The following is a 23,944-nucleotide window of genomic DNA, read 5'->3' as shown; positions in this document are numbered from 1 at the left end:
TCATTAGTAAAGGTTATATCTTCTTGCATATAGTAGAAAATATAACCTTTTTTATTAAATGTCAAGCGACTGCACTAAGAGAGTTTGTCGCTTTTTTTATAAGTCAGGTGTAGGTGATTATAAAGAAAACTTGGCGGATAGTTTCACCCCAAAGTTTCTCACACCTGGTCGATCGAGGTAAGTAATTCGATGGAGAAAATGTACCCTCAAAAACTTGAAAATATTTTCTATTCCATAGGCTACTTCTACATAAGGTACATCGCCCAATGAAGCGGCTCCTTGAATAGGTGTTCCATCGGGTGCTACCGAAGGGATAATGGCGGAGTTTTCGGGGCGTAATGTACCTACCAGCATATTTACCTCGGCAAAACTTCTCCACTTCAAACGGCGAAACAGGGGAATACGATTAAAAATAAGCCCCTCGAAAGTATGCTCATAACGAAAAGATGCATAAGTATCGCTGGTAAACTCAAGATAGTTCATCAGGTTAAACCCGTAGTTGTTGAAGAAAATGGTTTGGTTGCCCAAGTGACGAAACAACAGCAGGTAGGGCAGTTGTGAAGGAATATACCCTCCCGAAATTTGGTAAGAACCATTGCCAAAAGTGCCAAAACGAAACTTCTGATCTATGTCCAGGGTGAATTTATGATAGCTAAAATCGCTGTCGATAAAACCTGTAATAAAACTTGGAATACCCAGGCGGTAACGAAAGGTAACCACAGGATAGTTGGTGCCTAAACTTATGCGGCGATTGCTTGCTTGAATAAAACGTTCGCGGCGTGCCCAACGCAACTCAGCCATTAATTCGGTATTGACAAACTCGGTATTGACAGGCGAGTCGTTACGATCGGGTGTTGCATAATAAGCAAAGTGCTGAGGCAAATCGGGCAAAGTCTCAAAGGTATGGTTACGTAAACGTACTTTTAAGTTCAAACCTTTGAGCACTTCGCTTTGTAAGGTGATTTTAGTATCACGCTGCAAATATAGGTTGGTATTGGTAATGTTGAAAAACCGAATAGAAGCAAGGTACAAATTAGGCAAGCGATCATCGTCTACAGGAATAGCCGCTTGAAAAATATCGTGGGTGTGACTCACACTAAAGGTAGTCCAGGGCTTGCGTGATATAATATAGTCCATGCCCACCCCATACTTAAACTCTTTGTCCCAAGCGCCATAGGCAAGGTATCCATTAAACCCAATTTTTCGGCTAAACTTACCGTTGGTTCTGAACCCTAATCTAAAGCGGTGCCCCTCATAGTTGTTGAGGGCGTAAGCAAACAGGTAGTTTCCAATGTCTACAGCCCCCACAGATTTGTAACCAGTGCCCAGAATAGAGATGAGTTCTACCCAGTTTTTTACCACTGGCAACTCTTTGATATTGTTAATCATAGAGTAAGTCTTTTTTTCGGCAGTAGTCAATGAATCGTGGCGGTTTTTTATCCAAAAATCATCGTCATACAGTTTAAAGTCCTCTGCTACCTGAATCTGATCATTGTAAAACCTGAGTGGGTGTTTGGTTTGGGTGTCAAAGTTCTTATTCGAGACATAAAACTTGGCAATCAACCCTGCGGTATTACTGGTAAGTTCGGCAATGTCTATCAACACCCTGGTCTTGGTAGGTAGCCAGGCGTCTTTGTCGGTAGGAGCCAGAGTTTGTTGAATTTTTATCTTTTCCAGAAAGTTAATATTGGCTTTTTTGTCTACCCGCACATCTATTTGCTTTAGTGCATAACTAGCTTTATCTATCCAAATGGTCCCCTCAAACGCCAAGTCGCGTTTACTCTTAGGTACCACGTCTATTTTGTAACAAAAATGCTTGCCCAGTTGTACACTGTCCATCAAAAAATAGCGATAATGCAAACGCCAACCATCGGCAAGTGGTGACACAAAATCTTTTTGGGCAATTTTCATCCAGTTGGTATAAAAATTATATTCCTGAAAACTAGCGCCTATCAACTGTGACACAATAGAACCATCTTCGATTCCTACTCCCGTGATTTTACTTTTGAGTACATGTTCTTTGGTTTTCTTGGGGTTGCGGCGATAGTGATACTTAGACATTGTTTCGGACATAAAAATTGGAATCAATGGCTTGCCGTCATCTCCTGTAAGCTTGCCTATACTATCTATGGCTGTGAGTATTTTTTTTACTGCCCGGCGTTTTGCCAGTTTTGCGCTTACATTGTCAATGTCAAACTCTACTTTGGTATAGCTATCATATTCGTATTGATCCAAGCGGCGTTTGTCATTCTTATTTTTGTTTTTCATCACGTTGCGCATAATCGCCCAGGAGGGGTTTTCGCGCGCTACAAACTTTACCTCTTCAAGCTTGGTATTTTCGGGTTTGAGCTGAAAATTGATGGTTTGTTCTTTTTTTGTTTTATCAACTATGGCTTCTTTACTTACATAACCAATGTATGACACCATGAGTGTATCATATAACTTGGGTGTGTTGATGGTAAAATACCCATCAAAGTTTGTATTGATACCAATGCTGGTACCTTTGAAATATACATTGGCAAAAGGAACCGGTTCAGCAGTTTCTATATCTTTTACCCTTCCTGTAATTTTAAATTGGGCGTATGCGTCTGTTGAAAGCACTAGCAACAATAGACAAAGGTAGTAAAATGTGTTTTTCACTGGTGTGGTTCTAATTATCATTTGAGAGATTATAATTCAATATTTCGGGGTGTTTCGTCTGATCAGTTGTGCAAAATGTGTTGAAAGTACTGCCATTGATAGTTTTGTTTGCACCAGGTTGTGAGTAGTGATCAGTAATTCCCGAACATTACAAAAAAACTACGCCTTACTTTATTTTAGGAGTGGTGTAAAAACAAAGTTCTATAGTAGCACCAAACATAAGATTCAATCCTAGTGCTCTGAGTACTAAATTCCTTTCACATCTTTCGGCTTCTTTTGCTTGCTGACTTCACCTAAAAAAACTCACGTAGCTTAGGCTATGCTCATTTTTTGGAGGCTTGACAGCTACCAAAATAAACTCGAAATAGTGTATAAACTACTTAGCTCCCAAAGCACTAGAGTAAAACACCTACGCATTCTCTTATCTTCAACGCAATTGCCTAGGCTTTTGTCTCAGGGTTTTATTTTGGGTGCTACCATATATCAGACCCCAAAGGTATGCTAAAGGTTGCGCATGCAACTGATTTTATAAAGCCAAGATAAAAAGCTTCTTCTCAAGCAAAAACCATTCAGTCCCAGGTTACCCTAAGAGGTTTTGCCGTTATGCCTTTTCTACCTTGATGTTTTTATTTTTATAATGGTATTACCCTTGATAAAACTGCCCTCAATCAAGTAGAACACAAGCAATGCAACTCACTCATAATAAGTAATTTAAAAATTATTCGCAAAAAAAAGCGCTTTTTACTTGACTCTACCCTTACGTCATAGCTTTTATTTGTAACCAACAAAAAATAAAACAACTATGGTTAATTATTCTGTAAAACAATTGGCTCGTTTGGCTGGGGTAAGTATTCGTACGTTGCACCATTACGATAAGATTGGGTTGCTGGTTCCGGCACGCAAAGCAGCATCAGGGTATAGATATTATGGTAAAACAGAGTTATTGCGTTTGCAACAAATCTTGTTTTATAAAGAACTAAAGTACCCACTCCGGCAAATCAAAGAGCTGCTTGATGCGCCTGATTTTGACCTGTATGCATCGCTGGAACAACAAAAACGTTTGTTGCTGGAAGAAGCCAATCGGGTACAACAGCTTATAATGACCATAGATAAAACAATGGTTGGACTAAAGAATACTGAACAAATGATTACAAATGAAGAATTGTACGCAGGTTTTACCCCAGAACAAAAAAGTGAATACCGCCAGGAAGTAGGCGAACGCTGGGGCGAAGACAAATTGCAGGCAGTAGAAGAAAGACTCCTTGGGCTCAATAACAAGCAGTGGACTGATGTAAAAGCCAAAGGACAAGAGATTGAGCAACTGTTGGCAGAGTTGATGCAAGCAAACCAGGCAGTTGGTAGTTTGGTGGTGCAAAACACGATTGCCCAGCATTATGCGCATATTTGCGAGTTTTGGACACCCAACTGTGAACAATACCGTGGCTTGGGCAAAATGTATGTAGAGGATGCCCGGTTTACGGCTCATTATGACCAATACGCCAAGGGTTTGGCCGCTTTTATTTGTGAAGCCATCGGGGTGTATTGCGACCATGGTATGCAGGTGAGTGATTAGCCTTCAAAAATTGAGTGATTTATTGATGCAGAGCGCAATATCGCAATCAATATAAGTAAATGTGGTAACTTCTGGATGTAGAACAAAACCTGTTTCAGAGATATTGAGGCAGGTTTTTTTATAAAAAACAATCATGGCAATCCTTTAGCTTTGAGCAAACGAGTATTTATTAAACAAGGCTAGGCCTTGTACACTTAAATACACCATTTGCTCAAAACTATGATAAATCTGCCAAAAATAATGATCCTTGTGTTGTTTTGTTTGATAAACAGCCAATTACTCACCGCCCAAAATACCCCAAAAAAATGGCAATCTACCTTTATGAGCGCCAAGGCAGCGTATTCGGCAAAAAAATATGCCCAGGCAACACAACTGCTTGACACTGCCTATACCCAAGTACTGGATGAATATGGTAAGCGTAATATCAATTATGCTTACACTTTGCACCTGCGGGCGCTTTGCCAGATGCAACAAGGAGATTCTACCAGAGCCATTCCATTATTTAAAAAAGTGCTGCGCATCTCCAAAAAGCTTATAGGTACCCAACACGTCACGTATGGCACTTTTTTGTATGATATGGCGGAGGTTTATAACGGACAAAAACGCTACAAAAAGTCTTTGCAGCTTTATCAGAATGCGGCAGGCGTATACAAACAAACCTTGGGCGCCAACCATACAGGGTATGCTGCCCCTATCTACAAAATGGCGTTTATTTATATGGCACAACAAAAGCGGCAACAAGCAATTCCACTGCTCGAAGAAGTAAGCAGGATATACCGTCATAACCTGGGAGAAAAGCATGAGTCTACCATTACGGTAACCGCTCACCTTTCGCGAGTGTATTTCCAGACAAAAATGTACAAACAGGCTTTGAATCTTTACTTGAAGCTAAAAAATATCTACAAAGAGGTTTATGGGGTAAATCACCATTGGTATGCCGAACTGTTAATACAAATCGCCTTGGTATACAATGACCAAAAACGATATGCTCAGGCAGACAGCCTGTTTAACCAGGCATTGCCCATTCTGAAAAAAGGCTTACCCAATACACTGGCAAACTATGCCAGTGTAGCCTTTAGTACTGGGCAAGTGTATTACCAACGAAAAAACTACGGCAAAGCAGCCTCCCTTTTTAAAACAGCTGCCCAAGCCTACAAACAATTATTGGGCGGAGGACACCTTTACTACGGCTTGACACTGAACTCGTTAGCGCTGGTATACTACGATCAAAAACAGTATACACAGGCAGCCCCTATTTTTAAAAAAGCTTTGCCTATTTTGAAAAATAATTCTCAGGAACATTATATAGTAGCTGTATATAATCTGGCGCTCCTTTATACTGCCCAATTCAAGCACCAACAGGCAGAACCGCTATGCCAAGAAGCAGCAAAATTTTATCGTCGGACATTGGGTGCCAAACACCCCAGATATTTGTTGGTGGCAGGTCTCTTGGGAAGCAATTACTACCAACAAAAGAAGTACCCACAAGTAATTGTTTTGTACAAACAATTGCTTAAGGTGTTTGCTGAACAACTGGGTACCCACCATAAAAAATACCTGGATTATAAAACCTCTATAGGTTCTGCTTATCTATTGATGAATAAATACGAGAAAGCTGAAACGATATATAAAGAAGTACTTGAAGTACGTAAAAAACAGCTGAAAAATTTTCCCTTAGACTATGCTACTTCATTGAATAACCTGGCTCAACTCTATGTTGATTGGGGTAAGTATACACAAGCCGAAGTTTTGTTTAAAGAAGGGATTACAGTCTTACACAAGAAAAACAATAAGCAAGGGGATCAGCATTGGTATTTGATATATAACCTGGGAGGTTTGTATATGCGTCAAGGTGACTACTCACTGTCTGAAAAGTGGCTTATTCAGGCCAAAGATTTGAGCGCAAAATTACCAGACAAAGCAGCGACTAAACGTAAATACAGAGTTACGTTGGGTATGTTAGGACACTTGTACCGAGCTTGGGGCAAGTACGACAAGTCAGCCCTTTTGCTCAAAGAGGTTCGCCGGGTGAGTAAACAAACGGTAGGTACTCAACACCCTGCTTACACCAGCGCTTTGTTACAGCTTGCTACGTTGTATAGCGAAACAGGCAAGTATACACAAGCCGATACTTTGTTTGCACAGGTCAAAAAAAGCGGTACCCCTGACAAAGATTTTTATAACAACTTTGCCAGGCATAAAATGAGGTTAGGGCAATTTGGAGCTGCCGAAACATTGTATAATCAAAGCCTTCGCCTTGAAGCACCCAAATCACCAGGTTATGTCCGAATACTTGGCGATTTGGTACAGATGTACATAGCCCAGGGAAAATATGCTAAAGCTGAAAAGTTTGCCCAACAAGCTTGTCAACTAACCCAAAAACATTTGGGAACACAGTCCCTTATACATCAAAAAAATGTAATAGCATTGGCAGATTTGTATGTGCTCCAAAATAAGTTCAATAAAGCTCAACCTATGTTAGCCAATGCACTTAAGGTATACAAAGTCAAATGGGGGGCACAAAAGAGTCAATATATCCATATTTTATCAAACCTTGCTGTTATTTATTCTACTTTAGGCAAATACCCTGAAGCATTAAAACTAATGGAAGAAGTAACAGAGGTAGTTCGCAATAAAAAAGGAAAGCAACATGCTGATTATGTCACGTATTTAACAAATTTGGCGGCTATCTACAGCAGGTCAGGACAGTTTAAAAAAGCTGTCCCTCTTTTTAAAGAAGCGCTTGTTCTGACTCAAAACAACAAACTGGCACATGCCAAGGTTTCATCTGAGTTGGCATTTATTTACAATGCAGAGGGCAAACACCAAAAAGCCGAAAGCCTGCTTAAGAAGGCAAGCCAAGAGGCAGAAAACACCGTGGGCAAAAACAGTAGTGCATACCTTATGGCTTTAGGGTATTTAGCCAATGTCTACCGTGATCGTGGACTGTATAACAAAGCCACCAGGTTATATGAAGAAGCGTTGAATCTTCAGGAAAGGAAGACAGGTAAAAAACATTTGAACTATGCTGCTGATTTAACGGGGTTTGCATATAATTATCGCAAACAGGGCAATTACGATCAAGCCGAAAAATTGTATCGGCAGGTATTGGCCATTCAAAAAAGCCTTTTGGGGGCAGAAAGCTCTAAAATTGCCATTACTCAGGGAGCTTTGGCGGTGCTTTATATAGAGCAAGGCAAATATACCCAGGCAGAGCAATTGTTGGAAGAAGCACTACATATCCATAAAAAAACGCTGAATGGACAACACCAAGAGTATGCCACCACGCTGAACAACATGGCTTATTTGTACAGCAGTCAGGGAAGGTATAAAAAAGCTCAAGTGATGGCAAAACAGGGGTTACAGATACAGGAAAAATTATCAGGAAAGCATACGCTTCAATATTGTATCCAACTGGGTAATTATGCTGGTTTGTTTAATAAGCCAGGGCAATTTGACAAAGCGATTCGTTTGGGTAAAGAAGCTGTTGACATTGCTAAAAAAGTAGTGGGAGAAGACGACCTTCAATACACCTTGTTAAAGAGCGACCTGGCAGGCTTTTATGCCAATCAGGAACAATATGCCCAGGCACTGTCTTTATATACAAGTGCCAGAGAAACAGTGAAGAATGCATTGGGTGCCCAACACCCAAAGTATGGGCACCTGCTTTTACAAACTGGGGTAGTTTATTTATTTACTCACAAGTACGCTCAAGCGTTGTCTTTTTTCAAAAAATCGCTGGCCATCTATAAAAAAGCTTATGGCAAAACCCATGAGAACTATATCTACACACTCAAAGTTATCGGACGAACACACGAGGCGCAGGGCATGTACCAAAAGGCCTTGCCTTGGTATAAAGAAATGATTAAGCAAGAAACCGCCCTTGTGAGGCGTAACTCTACTTATTTGAGCGAAAAAGAAAGGCAACAATACCTGAGGGCATCAGGAAGAATATTTAGAAGTTTTCAGGATTTTGCGGTGAACTATATCGAAAAATACCCCCAAGAGACAAAGTTACTGAATTTATTACTGGATTTCAGATTGGCAACCAAAGCACAGTTGCTCCAGTCTAAACAAGCGCTCCAGCAAGCTATGCTCAACTCTACAGACTCGGTGTTACAAAACAAATATAAAGAGTACCAAATACTGAAGGCACAAATTGCCACGAGTTTGCAGTTGAGTAAAGCCGAAAAACAAAAGCGGGGTATCAATACCAATGCCTGGATTACCCAGGTCAACCGTTTGGAAAAGGAGATGTATCAGCAACTAAACCTGATCCGCAAAGTGCAAAGACACCCCACCACTCAGAAAATTCGCAAGCACTTGGGCGACAAAGAGGCGGCGGTAGAGATTGTTCGCTTGCAAAGGTATGACCCCAAAAAAATGATGGAAAAAACAACTGTCTTGTACTTTGCCTTGGTCATGTATCAAGACACACGTCAGCTTGAATTGATCAAGTTGGGGAAGGGCGCATTGTTGGAAAGCCAAATTGTGCCCAATTACCAAAAAAACATTCAGGCAAAGCGCAAGGACACTGTTTCTTACGCTAAACTATGGCAACCAATAGCCAAAGTGCTGCACAAACACGGTATTCAAAAGGTATACCTTTCGCTCGACGGGGTGTTCCATCAGGTAAGCATGAACACCTTGCGGAATCCTCGTACCGGCAAATATGCCAGTGAAGAAGTGACCATGCATACTGTAACCAACCTACGCGACATTGTAAGCTATCAACTACAAGAAAACCAAAAAAAATCTTCTGAAAAGGAGAATACTGTAGTACACTTGTTTGGCCGCCCCAATTACGATTTGCCGTTAGAGCAACTCATAAAAGCAGAACAAGCATTGCATAAGCTGTCTGCCCCAAGCTTGGTAAATAGCAACGGAACCTTGACCAAGCAACTGTATCAAAGTGGTAAGAGGGCTTTGCGAGGGGGGTGGAGCGACTTGCCTGGTACCGAAGCAGAGGTAAAGGCTATAGCCAAAGTGCTTGAAAACGAACAAACTTATCAGGTAGTGACCCACTTGAAAGACCAAGCCCTTGAAAAAGTAGTAAAAGCGATCAAGTCACCTAAAGTTTTGCACATTGCCACCCATGGTTTTTTTATAGAAAGAATGAAAGCCCCTATAAAAACCACTCAGGAAGAAATTACCTTTGATAATTTTTCAAGAGGGGGCAAAAAAGAACCACTGAGCCTTTACCAACAAATAGACTCGGTGACCAGTGAGTACCCTATGTTGCGTTCTGGGGTAGTGTTTGCCGGGGTAAGCAGCTATGAAAAAGCAACGCTTAAGCCCAATACCGAAGATGGTGTACTGACTGCTTACGAGGCATCTATCATGGATCTGAAAGGCACCGAATTAGTCACACTTTCGGCGTGTGAAACCGGGCTGGGTGACATCCAGAACGGCGAAGGAGTATATGGTTTACAGCGGGCTTTTATAGCCGCAGGTGCCCAAAGTGTGTTGATAAGTCTTTGGAAAGTAGACGATAAAGCAACTGAGTTGTTGATGAGTAAGTTTTATAAAGAATGGATTGGCAACAAAAAGCCTAAGAGAGTAGCGTTTACATTGGCACAGGAACACGTCAAACAATACCGTAATGCGTTGGGACAAACGCCTTATGCTGCCCCTTATTATTGGGGAGCATTTGTGATGATTGGCAAATAAGCTCCTCTATTAAATACGGCTTCGCAATTCTTACACCCTGTCATCTTTACATTACAGGGTGTTTGTGGTAGGCTTACTCCACCAACCCAACTTTATACATACAAAAGCGGCGCTCAAAAACGACGCAAGGGCAAACCCTGTAAATACCAAGACAGACACCAGGCTGTATTGTGCCAAACCCAAGCGGCGACTTACATAAGTAGCGATAAATGCCGATGCCGCAAAAACCAAGATAGAAAACAACCTTTGTTGCCAATGTGACGAAAGTTTGGGAAGCCCCCAGGTACTTGCTAAAACAACGTAACCCAGGTTGAGCCCTATAAAAGTACCTGTAGGAAACGCCTGTAGCCAGGGAGATAATATAAGTAATGATAAAGCAGAAAGAAAAAACAGCCGGTGAGCCCAACTGTTTTCAGGAACGTTGTTGGCAGCCTTCCACCCCTTATACACGATTAAAGACACTATAATGCCAATGGTGAGTCCGCCCAATACATCGCCCAGGTAATGGCGTGCCAAATACATTCGTGAGAGCATCATCAAGGGTACTAACCCTGCTCCCAAGCACCAAATCCAACGACGACGAAAGACCAAAGCCGCCCCCAACGTTAAGGCAGTAATCAAGGAGGTATGCCCCGAAGGAAAACCTTCTCTTGCTGCTTTGTTGTTCCTTATTTTTACAAGAAGATTGTCTGAAAAAAGCTCAAAAAACCCTTTGGGTTGAATATTGGTTAGGTTGTGACCTACTGGGCGATCAAAACTATTGAGGGAAGCATCTACCGCCATAGGACGAGGGTAGTCTATAAGGTGTTTGCAAAAAATGGTGACCATGATCACGTAGAAGAAAATATTGACTATGCCAAAGCCTTTTTTGAAATGTGCGCCCATAATAATGGCATACACCACTAACACCAACACCGTTACGGTGCCAATTGCTGAAATGCCTTCGAAAAACCAATGAAAAAACGGGTGGTCAAACTGTTGCAGCCAGTGGTTTATATCAGTTTTGAACATAAGGTATGTTTAATTTTGTGGTGATGCATAAGCAAGGTAGGGAGTAAAGTTAAAATTTACCAATAAAAAAACCACCCTATTGATAATCAACAAGGTGGAGATGATATGTATAAAAGAGCGTTGATTACCCGACTAAATTTTGTTTTACAAAATCCTGAATGTCTAACATACCCACAGGTTTGTTGTTAGCCATTACAATGATGGTATCTATTTCTTTCTCTTTAAATAGAGCCACTGCATCGTACAAACGCGCTTCTTGAGTAATGGTGATAGGGTTGGCACTGCTCACACAATCAGCCATTTTGTCGTCTAAGAAAGCCTTGCCTTTTTCTTTCAGGTTACGACGCAAGTCGCCATCAGTAAAGATACCCTTTAGCTCTCCAGTGCCATTTACAATAGACACTGCACCCAAACCAGACTCAGTCATTTTGTTCAATGCATCGAAGATAGTTTCATCTTCTTTTACTACAGGGTTGAAGTCTTGCATTACATCCTTCACGTTTTCAGTCATCAAGCGGGTATGCTCTACAAACTGATCGGTACCTACTGTAGTAAAATTATTGCTGGTCAATGTTTTCATTACTTTCCACGGAGCAGTAATGGTATGTACACCAGACATAATAGCAGTGCGTACGTGCTCGGCGTGGCGTACCGAAGAAAACATTACCTTGGTGTCATAACCATAATAGTTTACCGCATCCACACAGCTTTGTACCAAAGTCAAGGCATCGTGCCCCTGGTCTTGCAAACGGCCTACCAATGGACATACATAAGTAGCACCTGCCTGCATAGCCATATATGCTTGGTTAAGCGTGTATACCAGGTGAACATTTACCATCATTCCGTTGTCACGCAGTAATTTACAAGCTTTTACGCCTACATTAGATACTGGAATCTTAAAAACAGTTTTTTCTATGTCTAAGCCCAAAGCAAGCAATCGTTTTGCTTCGGCCAAAATCTCTTCAGCAGTATCGCCTAGTGCTTCTACCTGCAAAATGCCAGGCTCTACCATACCAGCCAACTTTACTATAGCTCCGTCAATATCAGTAATGCCATGACGGTGCATAAAGGTAGGAGTAGTAGTAAGACCTGTTAAAAAACCCATGTCAAAGGCTTCTTCTATTTCTTTGAAATCGACCGAGTCTAAATATAGTTCCATGTGAAATTAATAATGTATTTCTTTGATTTTCAAACTTTTAAAAAATATAATAACTTAGCTGTTTTCAGCCACAGGGTACATGTTGTACTTTTTGTTAATGGCATGTATCTCTAGCAACGGCTTCATGAACTCCTCTATATCGTACACGCACAATTGGCTTGCTGCGTCACACAAGGCTGTTTCAGGGGTAGGATGAGTTTCTATAAAAACACCATCAACCCCAGCGGCTACTCCTGATCTTGACAAAGATGGTAAAAATTCACGAGCCCCTCCTTTAGAGTCGGCACTTGGAATACCATATTTGCGAATAGAGTGAGTAACATCAAACACTACAGGATAACCCATTTGGTTAAAATGGTAAAAACTGCGTGGGTCTACTACCAGGTCGTTGTAGCCAAAAGTATAGCCACGCTCGGTCAATACAATCCGGTCGTTGCCAGCCGACTGAACTTTTTTTACCGGGTGTTTCATGTTTTCGGGAGCCAAAAACTGTCCATGCTTAAGGTTTACCACTTTACCTGTTTTGGCAGCTTCTACCACCAACGAAGTTTGCATACATAAATATGCCGGAATCTGTAAAATGTCTAATACCTCACCAGCCGCAGCAGCTTCGCTTGGGTGGTGAATATCCGAAAGTATAGGAAACCCAAACTCTTTTTTTACCTTTTCCAATATTTTCAAACCTTCGTCTAAGCCAGGACCGTGGTAGTAATCTACCGAGCTACGGTTGTCTTTAGTATAAGAAGATTTAAATATGATGGGGACATCAAGGTTTTCGGCTACTTTTTTGAGATGTTCGGCGGTACGCATCATCAAGCTTTCTTCTTCGATGACACAAGGACCAGATATGAGAAATAGTTGGCTACTACCCATAGTAATATCGCCAACTTGAACGGTTTTTTTCGTCATGTTTATTTTATTCAGTCTAAGAGGTGATATACATCTTACAACTTGCCGCCAAAGTTAAAGAATCTTTTTATAATAAAAGTATTTTACTCAGGAAGATAGCAGGCTAAACTGAGGCTTTTGGGCTTGGGTATGGATAAAAGCCAGGTGAAATCGATGATTGCCATGACGCATCCTTGTTTTTTGCGTCTTTAGTTCAACCTAGATAGACTTTTGGCTTATGCCAAAATGCGTTGTGTTCATCTATACCCTGGCACCCAATACCAGAATGTCGTCAATTTGCTCAATATCTCCCATCCACTCTGTAAGAGCTTGATCCAATAACTCTCCTTGTTTGGCAAGCGGCTGAGGCGATATTTCATGTAATAATTGATGAAATTTTCGGGTCATAAACTTTTTACCCCTGGGACCTCCAAACTGATCTTGGTAACCATCTGAAAATAAGTAGAAAGTAACTGGGACATCCAAGGCTACTTCGTGGTTGGTATACCCTGCATTTTCTTTGGTTGCACTGCCTCCAATCGAGCGTTTGTCCCCTTTGATAATGTTCATTTCACCATTTTTCACATATAACAAAGGGTTTTGTGCACCGGCAAACTGTAGCAACTTTTGGTCTTGATTGATGGTACACACGGTGATGTCCATGCCGTCACGCGATTTGGTTTCCTTTTGGTGAAACACCCTTTTGATACCATCATGTAGCCAGTCTAATATCAGGTTGGGCTTGTGTATGCCCCGCATTTTTACAATTTCGTTGAGCAGTTCGTTGCCCACCATGCTCACAAAGGCACCTGGCACCCCGTGTCCGGTACAGTCAGCGGCAATGATGATAGTTTCTGAAGAGGAAGTACCCAACGAAGCACGTTCTACCTCGGCAAACCAATAAAAATCACCACTTACAATGTCGCGGGGGCGGTATAAAATAAAAGTTTCGGGCAGTGAATGCGTAATTTCTTCCATAGGAGGCAACATAGCCGATTGAATACGACGGGCATAGTTGATACTGGCCACAATGTCGCGGTTTTTCTTTTCGATGACTCGGTTTTTTTCGCTTATACTCTCATTCAGTACTTCGAGTTCTTCTTTCTGAGTTTTAAGGCTTTCTGCCTGGATAGTAATTTCTTCTTTTTGCTGGCTCAGGGCTTCATTTTTTTCTACAATTTCGGCTGTTCTTAACTCTACAATTTTTTCCAGTTTACGTTTTTGCATTTGTAAACGCCTTACATTAAGCTTGACAATTCCCCAAATCAATAACCCTCCAAGCAGCACCATTCCGGCATACGCCCATATAGTGCGGTGCCAGGGTGGGCGAATCTTAAACGAATAACTTGCCACCAGGCTTTCGGTACCATAAATGTTGCGTGCCTTTACATAAAAGGTATAAGTACCTTCTGGAATATTGGTATACTCTTTCTCGGTGTTGTGGGTCCAGGGGTGCCAGTGTGATTCAAACCCCTTAAGATAAAAACTGTATTCGAGTTTGTCATGATCTTCGTAATAAGTAGCCGAAAACGAAAACCTCAGGTTATGATCATCATAGTGAAGGCGAGGTAGTTTTTTGTAGGCTTGTTGTACAGTGACTGCCCCCTGCTTGTCGATAAAGGTTCCGCCAAACAGCAAAGAATCTTTATCGCTGATGCTTTCTACCTTGCGAATGATGCAAAAGTAAGGCTGGTCGTATTTTCGGTTTATATCATGGCTATAGTGTACCGCCCCTTCGGGAGCACTAAACAGCACATTTTTGTGGTCTACCGGGTTGATGTGGCTCCCCAACACCATAAAGTTTTTTTTGAGTTTTCTGAAGGGTTTCTTTATTATCTGGTAAGTATTACTTTGGGCATTTTTTTGCAAAAACATGACCTCCATTACGCTGCTTTGGTCACTTGCCCACAGCCACAAATTGCCCTGAGCATCGGTTTGGACATAGCTTATCCAGCAATGACTCAATTCGCTAAAGTGAGAGTGTGGTACAAACTTATCAGAGGCTTCGTTGTACTGATAAATGCCTCGGTGAGTGGCTATTACCACTTCATTGTTTATTTTAAATACCCGGTTGCCGTGCACAGCTGGCAACCCTTGAATAGTGTCATAACGCTTGGTGTTGACAATGCTGTCTAAACTAATATTGAGCACTACTTTTGAGAGTCTGCCGTTATCGTCGCTTGCCAGCAAATGCCTTTCTTTATATTCTGCCACATAAGGAATAGACTGGCTCAATCCTTTGATCTCTAAGGCTTTCCATTCTTTGTTTTGCTCAAAAACAGTCATTAACCCTCTGCGGGTACTTACCAACACTTTGTCTTTTTGGTGTATAAAAGGCATAAACTTTCGAACAAAATACCCTTGTTCCTGAGTGATTTCTCTGCCTTTTTTACGCTGGGTGTTGTATGCCCAAATGCCATTTTGGTGCCCAACCAACAGTGTATGCTCATGGGCGTATAAATCCAGTATATTGTTTAAATGATTGATTTTACTTAATTGAGGGCGTACCCTAAACTGGCGTTGGGCGCTCACCTCAGTCTCGCCAAATAAGCCCCCTTGCATAGTACCTACATACAGTTGATCATTTACATAAACCGATGCCGACAAGTGAGAGTTTAAGCCTAGTATTTGGTTATAAAAAGTAAACCCACTGCTTGCCACTATATGGCTTAGCCCTTGGTTAGAAGCTACCCAAATGTTTTTGTCTTTGTCTACAAAAGAGTGATACACACTAGAGTTGATCAAGCCATGCTCCTGGTCTATGTGCTGGTGGATTTTACCTTTTTTATCAATAATAAATAAGCCTTTCCTTAAAGTATTAATGATATAGTAGTCTTTCTTGAAGGGTTTGCAGTAATATACCCGATAGCTGCTCAAGTAATCGTGTAATTCGTTTTTCCAAAGAGTCAGTTTTTTACCATCATACAAATACATACCACTGCGGCTCACAATCAACAGGTTTTGTGTGTCATAAGGCAACATGGCATATACCGTCTTTTTTGCAAAAAAATCTCCGGCAGGTATCAATGTAAGTTTATTACCCGACATTTTCATCAGGCCAGTACCTCGTTCTCTTACATAAAACTGTTGGTTGACATAAAACGATACATGAAAGGTATGTTTAGGGCTCGGCTGGTATACTGCTGCTTGATCGGCAGATAAGATAAATATAGCTGTATGGGTGCGAAAAATGACTTGATGCTGAGGAGTAACATGGGTGCTCCATACCTGAGTAAAATGGCGGTGGGCTTTAGGAACCCGTTTCAGTAACGATTTAAAAACAGTTTTGCCCTGTTGGTTAGGGGTAAGGTAACCAAACTCTCCTACTCCGCCTACATACACCCGGTTTTGAGTTTTGTCTATTGCCAGTGAGTACACTCGTGACTTATTGGGTAGTTTAATCAGGCGCCAATGGCTACCATCATACTCCAACACCCCTGCGTTGTTGGCTACATATATCAATCCTCGGTTATCTTGGGTAATGGCGTGGTTAAAAACATCAGCATTGTATTCATTGACCGAATAATTATGAATAGCAGGGATGCCTTCTAGCTTGGCATGTAGGGGGGAGTGCTGGGCAGTAAGTGTGAAGCACAAAAAGTGAGTAAATAGCAATAAATATATTTTCTGTATCATTATAGTCAAAGGCTCACTGTCATAAAATGGAAGATGTGGATAGTTAGTAACGGCCACAAAATCAATGCATAACTATGTACTATTCAAAAAATAAAGTAATGTAACAAACATAGGTTACTATGCGCTATCATCTACTTTGTTAGCAGTTTGTTTTATGTGCGTTCAAATATAAACAAAGATTATTGTCAGCCAAACTATTTAAGTGTCTGGCTGATGAAAACACGTATTTACCACCTATCCAACTCGTAAACTGTTCCACTCTTCAAGCCATACCTGCCCTTATTTATATTCATACACTTGCAGCTTGCTCCACATCCGATTTACGTAAGGATTATGATAAAATGCCTTGCTTTTTACTGGTGGGTGCAAGTCCTTATTCAAGTCAATCAGGCTATATACCTTGCTGCCCTTCAGTTGGGCTTTTGCCTGTTTGAGCTGCTGTACACTATTGGGTTTATCGGCATATACAAACTTGAGCTTCCAGTCGTGTTGCCGTTTCAGGTAAAAAGCTACCAATTCGGGCGCGTATAATATGTTTTGTGGCTTATCCTGGCTCACCATATAGTTTTTAACCTGAGCAATGGCAGTAGGCTTACGGTGTTGCCCAACCAATGTAAAAGTAATAAACATATACAAGGGCAACATCAATACTACCATTCCTGCGCTGAGGTCTCGGTTTTGCCCTATGCCAATGGCTATGCGGGCTATTATAAAAGGGATAAAAGGCATAATGTGGCGGGCCTTATATAGTACATTCTGAAAAAAGAAAATCCATAGAAGGTAAGCAAAAAGGCTGAGGTTAATAATTGACCTCAACACGATTCTTTCTCTTATTTCACCTGGCATTTTTTGCCCTTCAGGGAAACCAGTAGATGCTGCCCATAGTTTTTTATAATTACGAAATCCCAGGTAGATAAATAGACTAAATGGAATGCCTAACCAATGCCTATCGAGCCAATAAGCCCCTAAACCGTCTGCCCAGGTATATTGAAAAATACGCACTACCCTCACCCAATAACCCGATTCAGTTTTGACAGTACCTCCCCACTCGTTAAAGTGTCCATCTAAGTGTTTTTGAGCAATTTGCAGTAAGGTGTCCCATCCACCAGTATCTATTAGTAAAGGAACGAACCAAACCGCTATTCCTAGCCCTCCAAAAAACAACAATTGAGGCAAACGCCGAAAAAACTGTAAAACAAGTAATAGGGTAGGCACCAACAACAAAGGTAAGTAAGACAAACGCACACCAATTGACAACCCCATAACCAGGTAAAAAGCCCATAGATAGTAGGGTTTATATGCCGCATAGCGCAGTTTACGTTCTTCGTGGCTGTACGATTTTATTCGGTTTACTACCTCACCTAAATTCTCATTGGCACCAGAGGTTTTCTCATCTGCCGTTGTATGACCAGTTTCGTTTTGCCCAGGCAATGGTGCCTCAAAAGCAAGCCAGGCTTTCATAAACAGGTATACACAAGCCAGCAAAAAAGCCAGTCCCATCAGGTCGGGCATATAACGATTGCTCATGAGCCAAAGAAAAGGATTGAGCAAAACCAATAAGACAAGCCATATTTTAGATGCCCGTGTCATGGCTGGAAAAAACAATTGATAAATTTGTGTAATAAAGTAAATCACCCCAAACAAAGAAAGCCCCCCAGTGATAGTAAAAGAAAAGGCAAGTTTGCCCCCAGTAATGGCGTAAAATATTTTTACGATAAAACAATACACTGGATAAGCCGGAAAATGAGGTTGGTAAGTAGCAAGGTTGTAGTCTTTGATGGCCAACGCAAATCGAAGGCTGTCTACATCTTCTATATAATAAATGGCTGTAAATATGCGGGAAAACACGCAGATAGTAAGGATACTCCACCAGAAAGTAGCGTTTTGAGTAGCTTTTGGGTTATTCCATATTTTCGATAGGGCGTTCATAAAGTTGAGGTTTCAAGTTTCCAGTTTTTATTTAGAATAAATCAAAATAGTTCTTGCAAATAAAATCAATATTCTCCTATTTTGCGCTTAATTAGACTGATTACAAATAAGTCATGCAGAAAATAATTATAAAAATTGGGAAACTTGCACTGGTCTTAACTATTGTGCTTGGTTCATTGGCGGCTTGTGAAGATGACCCCATAGTAGAACCCACCCAAAAAAAAGACGATGACTGCCAAGGTAGTTATTGCCAAATAGACACCAATACTGGAAACAAAGAACAAGATAGGAAAGTAGCACTTTTAAATGTGCAGTCTACAAACCCTCAAACTTTTTAAACCACTCACTAAGAGAATAATAGAATGATGCAAGGTGACTGTCGTAAACTCGTGCTTATTTCACTGTTTTTATGGTTTAATGCTTACTCCGTTGCCTGGGCGCAAGCCCCTCCCCGGCACTTTATAAAAGGGGTAGTCAAAACTACCAAAGAAAATGAACCGATTGTAGGAGCAACCGTGATTTTACTGGACAAAGGGAAGATAATTGAGGTAACCTCTACCAATGCCCAAGGGGGGTTTTTGCTCCAAACCTCAAAAAAACAACCCTTGCAACTCAAAGTGAAATTTATAGGCTATAATGATTTCTCGGTTCAAATTACCCCTACTCTCTCTCCCCAAACCACGCTTGAAGTATCCCTCAAAGAAAATAACCTTACCCTTTCGGCAGTAGAAATTATAGGCGATGCCCCCGGAAGCTACCGTAAACTGCCTGGTACTGCTACTCGCTTAAAAACCGAAGATATTCAAATGATTGCTCCAGTGGGTACTCAAGAAGCGCTAGAGTATGTGCCTGGAGTAAATGGGGTAGGTGACGATGGTTTTGGCAACTCACGCTTAAGCATTGGCATCAGAGGATTGAACCCACGTAGAAGTGCACGTGTATTGGTGCTCGAAGACGGGGTGCCTATTCAACCTGCGGCTTATGTTTATCCCAATATGTACTACAACCCTCCAGTAGAGCGATTGGAAGAAATAGAGGTAATCAAAGGAAGCGGAAGCATTCAATATGGGCCACAAACAATGGGGGGAGTGATTAACTACATTACTCGACGCCCCCGTAAAGATTTTGGTGGCATGGTAATGCTCACCGGAGGTACCAATGGTTATGCCAGTGCTTTTGCCGAAATAGGTGGTTGGGGCAATAACAAAGTACATCCCGAACTACAGCTTTTGTATAAACGTGGTGATGGTTATCGTGAAAATAATACTTTTGAGCAAATAAACGCTACTTTAAAGACTAATATTATTGCCAAAGAAAATAAAAAACTGTACCTGAAGTACAACCTCAATATGGAAGACAATCAGGCTACTTATACTGGCTTGACAGAATATTCTTTCCGCACCAATCCCAGGTTTAACCCTAAAAAGAATGATGAGTTCAAAGTTTTTCGCACTTCGTTAGATGCCATTTATGAGGTGCAAATTAATAAACATCTGGTAGCTGTAACTAAAGGATATGCAAGTTATTTTGACCGTGATTGGTGGCGTGAAGACGATATGTTTATTCGTGCCACTAGCTTAGGAGCTTACCTCAATGGGCAAGATGTAGAAGCCCAAAATTATACTTCTGCCACCGACTTGGTAAGGGTAGGCAATGGGCAAACCAATTTTGGTATTTTACGCACCTTTGCTACCGCAGGCATTGAGCAAAACTATAACTATGAATATCAGTTGTTTGGCAAAGATGCCACCCTGAATATTGGAGGACGCTACCATTACGAGCGGTTTATGGATAATTTTAAAGTAGGCAGCAGCCCAACCGACCGCGAAGGAGCGCTTTATCAAACAGTGAGCGTGACCGACAGTACCACTGGTGCTACTACTCAGTTTCGCGAAACCTTGCCACGTGCCCAAAGCCGTACCTTTACCACTACAGCTTTCTCGTTTTATGCACAACAAAGCATTCAATTTACTGAGCGTTTATCGATGCGTTTGGGGGCAAGGGTAGAAGCCTTTGAGCAAGAGGTGGTAGACAAGCTACAGGGGAGTAAATACAATGATAAGACTACTGTGGTAGTATTGCCTGGGGTTGGGTTTAATTTTGCCGCACTTACCGACCTTACTTTGTTTGGTGGTATACACCGTGGGTTTACCCCTCCACAAAGTGGTAGCTTCTCGTTGCCTTTTGTAGACAATGGCAGCCAAAACACAGGTGGCACGCTTGACTTGGCTGCCGAAAAAAGCTGGAACTATGAGCTAGGGTTGAGAGTAAACAAATCCTGGGGTAATTTTGAGGTAGCAGGTTTTCTGCTAGACATAGAAGACATGGTAGCTGCCGCCCGCAGCGCCGTATTTTTGAACCTGGGCAAGGTACGCAGTACTGGACTAGAGGCTGGCGGAAGCATTAAACTGTCTCGCCTAAGTGCTTTCTTGCCAGATATTAACTTTGCTTATACTTACCTCCAGTCAAAGGTGGTCAATGCCCTGACGCCTTCTCACTTGAACAGCCGTTATGATGCTTATCGTCCTGATGCCTCTGGTACCTTGGTAGCAGTGCAAGACACTGTAGATATTAGTGGCAATGATATGCCTTATGCTCCTAATCATACTTTAAATATTGGATTGGCTAAATCGTTTGCTTTTGGGCTTTCGCTTCGGGCTGACTTTAAATTTGTAAGCCAATCTTTCAGCGATTTTGAAAATCTCACTGAAGACTTTGTTCAAAATGCTACTTACTTGGATGCCAATGGTAATGAGCGTAAGTACTTAGGCTTTAGAGGAGATGCAGGACCCATTCCAGCTTATTACCTGATCAACCTAAGCGCTTCTTATTCTTTCAATAAAAAGTGGAGGGTATTTGCCACGGTCAAAAATCTTTTAGACAATATATACATTAGTTCAAGGTTACATTCTCATCCTTCACGACCCGAGCCCACAGCAAGTTCGGGCATTTTGGTAGGTGCTCGTCGCCAAATTAATGCAGGGGTAAGCTGGAGTTTTTAGGTAGGCGTTAGGGGCTTGGGACTGGGAGCTGGGTTTTCTGTTCTAAGACTATATGCATACATATTAATGTAAAAAAATGACGTTATGCGAGATTTTAAGAAGTTAAATATATGGGCAGAAAGTATTAGCTTGGCAAAAAAAGTATACCAGCTTTCAACTCTATTACCAATAGATGAAAAGTTTGGGTTAAATACTCAAGTTAAAAGAGGTGTTGTTTCAATTGCTTCAAATATTGCAGAAGGAAGTAGTAGAGATAGCGAATTAGAATTTAAAAGATATTTGGAAATATCATTAGGTGCTTGTTTTGAACTTGAAACACAATTAATTCTAATGAAAGAGTTAAACCTATTATCTGTAAACAATTTGGAGGCTTCCCTCAATCAAGTTGTGAAACTCCAAAAAATGCTGGGAAGCTTTATAAAGAGCATTAAAGCAAGAATAAAAGATATACACAAGTAAAATGGCACTTGAACGCTAAAACCTGAGTAAAACCCAGAACCTAGCACCAAGTACCCAGAACCAATAATAAATTCTATCTAAGATGTTATCCATACAAAAAATAAAAATACAATTTGCCTTATTGTTGGCAGCTGGTATAGGGTTAAATGCCTGTAAAGCAAAAAACGAAGAAGTAACCCCTGGTAATTCTACCAATACCTTAGAGGTACCTTCTACCTACAGTTTTGAAAGTCGCTTTGAAAGTGGCGTCAGTAGTGTAGACTATACGGGGCAGGTGGTACGCAACTTGTTGGTGCAAGACATCAAACATTTAATTGACGATGCAGCCACGGCAGCAACTCCTCCGGTTAATCTGAAATCTCAAGTGTTGCAGTTATACAATCACTTGGATACTGATAACCTGGAAACAGTTACCAAAAATAAGCACAATGCTAGTTTTACTGAGACTTTTTATGCCAAGATAGCTACTGGCAAAAACATTCCGGGTAAAATATCTGATGCTACTGTAATTGGTTATAACCAAACGGCAGATGCCTTGGTCAAGGGATGGTTGGATAAAATAGATGCCAATGTTCAGGCAGGTAAAACAGGCAAAGACATTTACATTGATGCCACTACCAAGGTAGACTATAATCAATTGATCAATAAGGTATTGTTAGGCGCACTGACTTACTCACAAGGAGCAGGGCATTACCTCAATAGGGTAGGAGAAGAAAACAATACGGAGCCCCGTCAAAAAGAGGGTAAATCTGCTGACCCTTTTACGGTGATGGAACACGTTTTTGACGAAGGTTTTGGCTATTTTGGGGCTGCTCGCGACTATGCTGCTTATAGTGATGATGCGTTGGCGGCCAAAAACGGCTTGACTTTTTATAAAGATGCCAATGGTGATAGTAAAGTCGATTTTCATTCGGAGTATAACTTTGGTTTTTCGCGCAATGCGGGAAAACGTGACCGTGGCGGAGCAAAAAACACTAACTTTACTAAAGAAGCCTTTGATGCTTTTTTGGCAGGGCGTACGGCTATTTACAACAAAGCTGATTTTGCTACGGTAATAGAGCCAGAAATAAAAAAGGCAGCTCAAACCTGGGAAAAAGTAATTGCCGCTACTATTATTCACTACATCAACGAAACATTGAACGATATGACAGCGGTGGGCACCACCAACGAAAACATTCCTAACCTGGCAAAACACTGGTCAGAAATGAAGGGGTTTTTGGTAGCTCTACAATATGGTAGTGCCAAGTATAAACTAATGACAGACGCTATTTTGCAAGACCTGCAAACCAAGGTAGGAACGGCTCCGGTAGTAGCGAATGATGCCACTTACAAAACCAAGTTAGAGGAGGTGCGAACCTCGTTGAAAAACACCTATAGCTTTGACGATAGTAGCGTGATTACCTGGTAAACAGCCTGAGTTTGCACTCACTGATAGTTTATTTATCCCTTGCAAAACCTTGATGGTTTTACAAGGGATTTTTTTTGATGATTTCAACAAATTCAGTGACTTATTTAATGGATGAGGTTTTTGAAGTAGATAACACCCACAGGGGTTGCCCCTACATTTAGCCTCTTGAATTAGATATTATAAATCCCTGTATATCAAAGGCTTTTAAAACTTCGTACAGTTCTAATTCGTAATTAAACCATTCGTAATTGATTCTTTTATTTATTTTTCAATTCACCTGGCAAGCCTATGTTGTTAAGCAAATATTGCATCTGTTGAATGCTTGCCTGTAGGTGGGTTTTTACCTGTGTATATTCTTGGTTTTCGAACAACTCTAAGGAGGTGTCCGCGTCAAATATCAATGCCTCAAAATTGGCACGAAGGCTTTGGGCAAATATGTTTACAATTGACTCAGGGATGGCAATGTTTTGTAGCTCTTTAGTCCAGAGTCAGTAGTCAGTAGCCCCCACAGGCATTGCCTGATCTTCAGGCAACTACCTGATCTAGCGTTTAGCCCACTACATGTGGTT

General features: G+C 41.2%; 13 protein-coding genes. 6 read left to right on the top strand and 7 right to left on the bottom strand.

The genetic code is table 11. The features are described from left to right. Positions 1 to 117 precede the first annotated feature (117 nt). Positions 118 to 2,640, bottom strand: coding sequence for a DUF5686 and carboxypeptidase-like regulatory domain-containing protein (locus Q0954_RS24320; protein ID WP_299461363.1), 2,523 nt, complete (start codon positions 2,638 to 2,640; stop codon positions 118 to 120). Positions 2,641 to 3,442: 802 nt separating this feature from the next. On the opposite strand from Q0954_RS24320, the gene Q0954_RS24315 reads away from it, so the two are divergent. Together Q0954_RS24315 and Q0954_RS24310 are read left to right on the top strand one after the other, a co-directional pair. Then, a complete protein-coding gene (locus tag Q0954_RS24315; protein ID WP_299461361.1) occupies positions 3,443 to 4,213 on the top strand; it encodes a MerR family transcriptional regulator in 771 nt (256 codons plus the stop codon). A gap of 219 nt (positions 4,214 to 4,432) precedes the next feature. Next, positions 4,433 to 9,883, top strand: a complete 5,451-nt coding sequence (locus Q0954_RS24310) for a tetratricopeptide repeat protein (protein WP_299461359.1) — start codon at positions 4,433 to 4,435, stop codon at positions 9,881 to 9,883. Positions 9,884 to 9,934: 51 nt separating this feature from the next. Here Q0954_RS24310 and Q0954_RS24305 read toward each other — a convergent pair whose 3' ends face one another. The 5 genes from Q0954_RS24305 to Q0954_RS24285 form a co-directional block, all read right to left on the bottom strand. Beyond that, a complete protein-coding gene (locus Q0954_RS24305) occupies positions 9,935 to 10,894 on the bottom strand; it encodes a phosphatase PAP2 family protein (protein WP_299461357.1) in 960 nt (319 codons plus the stop codon). 124 nt (positions 10,895 to 11,018) lie between these two features. After that, entirely contained in the window at positions 11,019 to 12,053 is a 1,035-nt protein-coding gene (locus tag Q0954_RS24300; protein ID WP_299461355.1) for a transaldolase family protein, read from the bottom strand. Positions 12,054 to 12,107: 54 nt separating this feature from the next. Continuing rightward, a complete protein-coding gene (gene kdsA / locus Q0954_RS24295; protein ID WP_002704457.1) occupies positions 12,108 to 12,962 on the bottom strand; it encodes a 3-deoxy-8-phosphooctulonate synthase in 855 nt (284 codons plus the stop codon). Positions 12,963 to 13,202: 240 nt separating this feature from the next. Beyond that, on the bottom strand, positions 13,203 to 16,577 hold the full coding sequence (locus Q0954_RS24290; RefSeq protein WP_299461350.1) for a SpoIIE family protein phosphatase: 3,375 nt from the start codon (positions 16,575 to 16,577) through the stop codon (positions 13,203 to 13,205). Between the two features lie 279 nt (positions 16,578 to 16,856). Further along, positions 16,857 to 18,506, bottom strand: a complete 1,650-nt coding sequence (locus Q0954_RS24285; protein ID WP_299461348.1) for a hypothetical protein — start codon at positions 18,504 to 18,506, stop codon at positions 16,857 to 16,859. A 113-nt stretch (positions 18,507 to 18,619) separates the two neighbouring features. On the opposite strand from Q0954_RS24285, the gene Q0954_RS24280 reads away from it, so the two are divergent. The 4 genes from Q0954_RS24280 to Q0954_RS24265 all read left to right on the top strand — a co-directional run bounded on the left by Q0954_RS24280 (position 18,620) and on the right by Q0954_RS24265 (position 23,375). Next, positions 18,620 to 18,844 (top strand): hypothetical protein, encoded by a 225-nt coding sequence (locus Q0954_RS24280; protein WP_299461346.1) that lies wholly within the window; start codon positions 18,620 to 18,622, stop codon positions 18,842 to 18,844. Between the two features lie 24 nt (positions 18,845 to 18,868). Further along, a complete protein-coding gene (locus tag Q0954_RS24275; protein ID WP_299461344.1) occupies positions 18,869 to 21,508 on the top strand; it encodes a TonB-dependent receptor in 2,640 nt (879 codons plus the stop codon). An 84-nt stretch (positions 21,509 to 21,592) separates the two neighbouring features. After that, a complete protein-coding gene (locus tag Q0954_RS24270; RefSeq protein ID WP_299461342.1) occupies positions 21,593 to 21,967 on the top strand; it encodes a four helix bundle protein in 375 nt (124 codons plus the stop codon). Positions 21,968 to 22,049: 82 nt separating this feature from the next. After that, complete coding sequence (locus Q0954_RS24265; RefSeq protein WP_299461340.1) at positions 22,050 to 23,375, top strand: DUF4856 domain-containing protein; 1,326 nt, start codon at positions 22,050 to 22,052, stop codon at positions 23,373 to 23,375. A 257-nt stretch (positions 23,376 to 23,632) separates the two neighbouring features. Here Q0954_RS24265 and Q0954_RS24260 read toward each other — a convergent pair whose 3' ends face one another. Continuing rightward, positions 23,633 to 23,776 carry a hypothetical protein gene (locus Q0954_RS24260; RefSeq protein ID WP_366916757.1) on the bottom strand — a complete coding sequence of 48 codons (144 nt, stop codon included), beginning with the start codon at positions 23,774 to 23,776 and terminating at the stop codon, positions 23,633 to 23,635. Positions 23,777 to 23,944 lie beyond the last annotated feature (168 nt).

This window comes from uncultured Microscilla sp., from assembly GCF_947493425.1.
Classification (GTDB): domain Bacteria; phylum Bacteroidota; class Bacteroidia; order Cytophagales; family Microscillaceae; genus Microscilla.
This window is presented reverse-complemented; position numbering and strand designations above follow the sequence as displayed.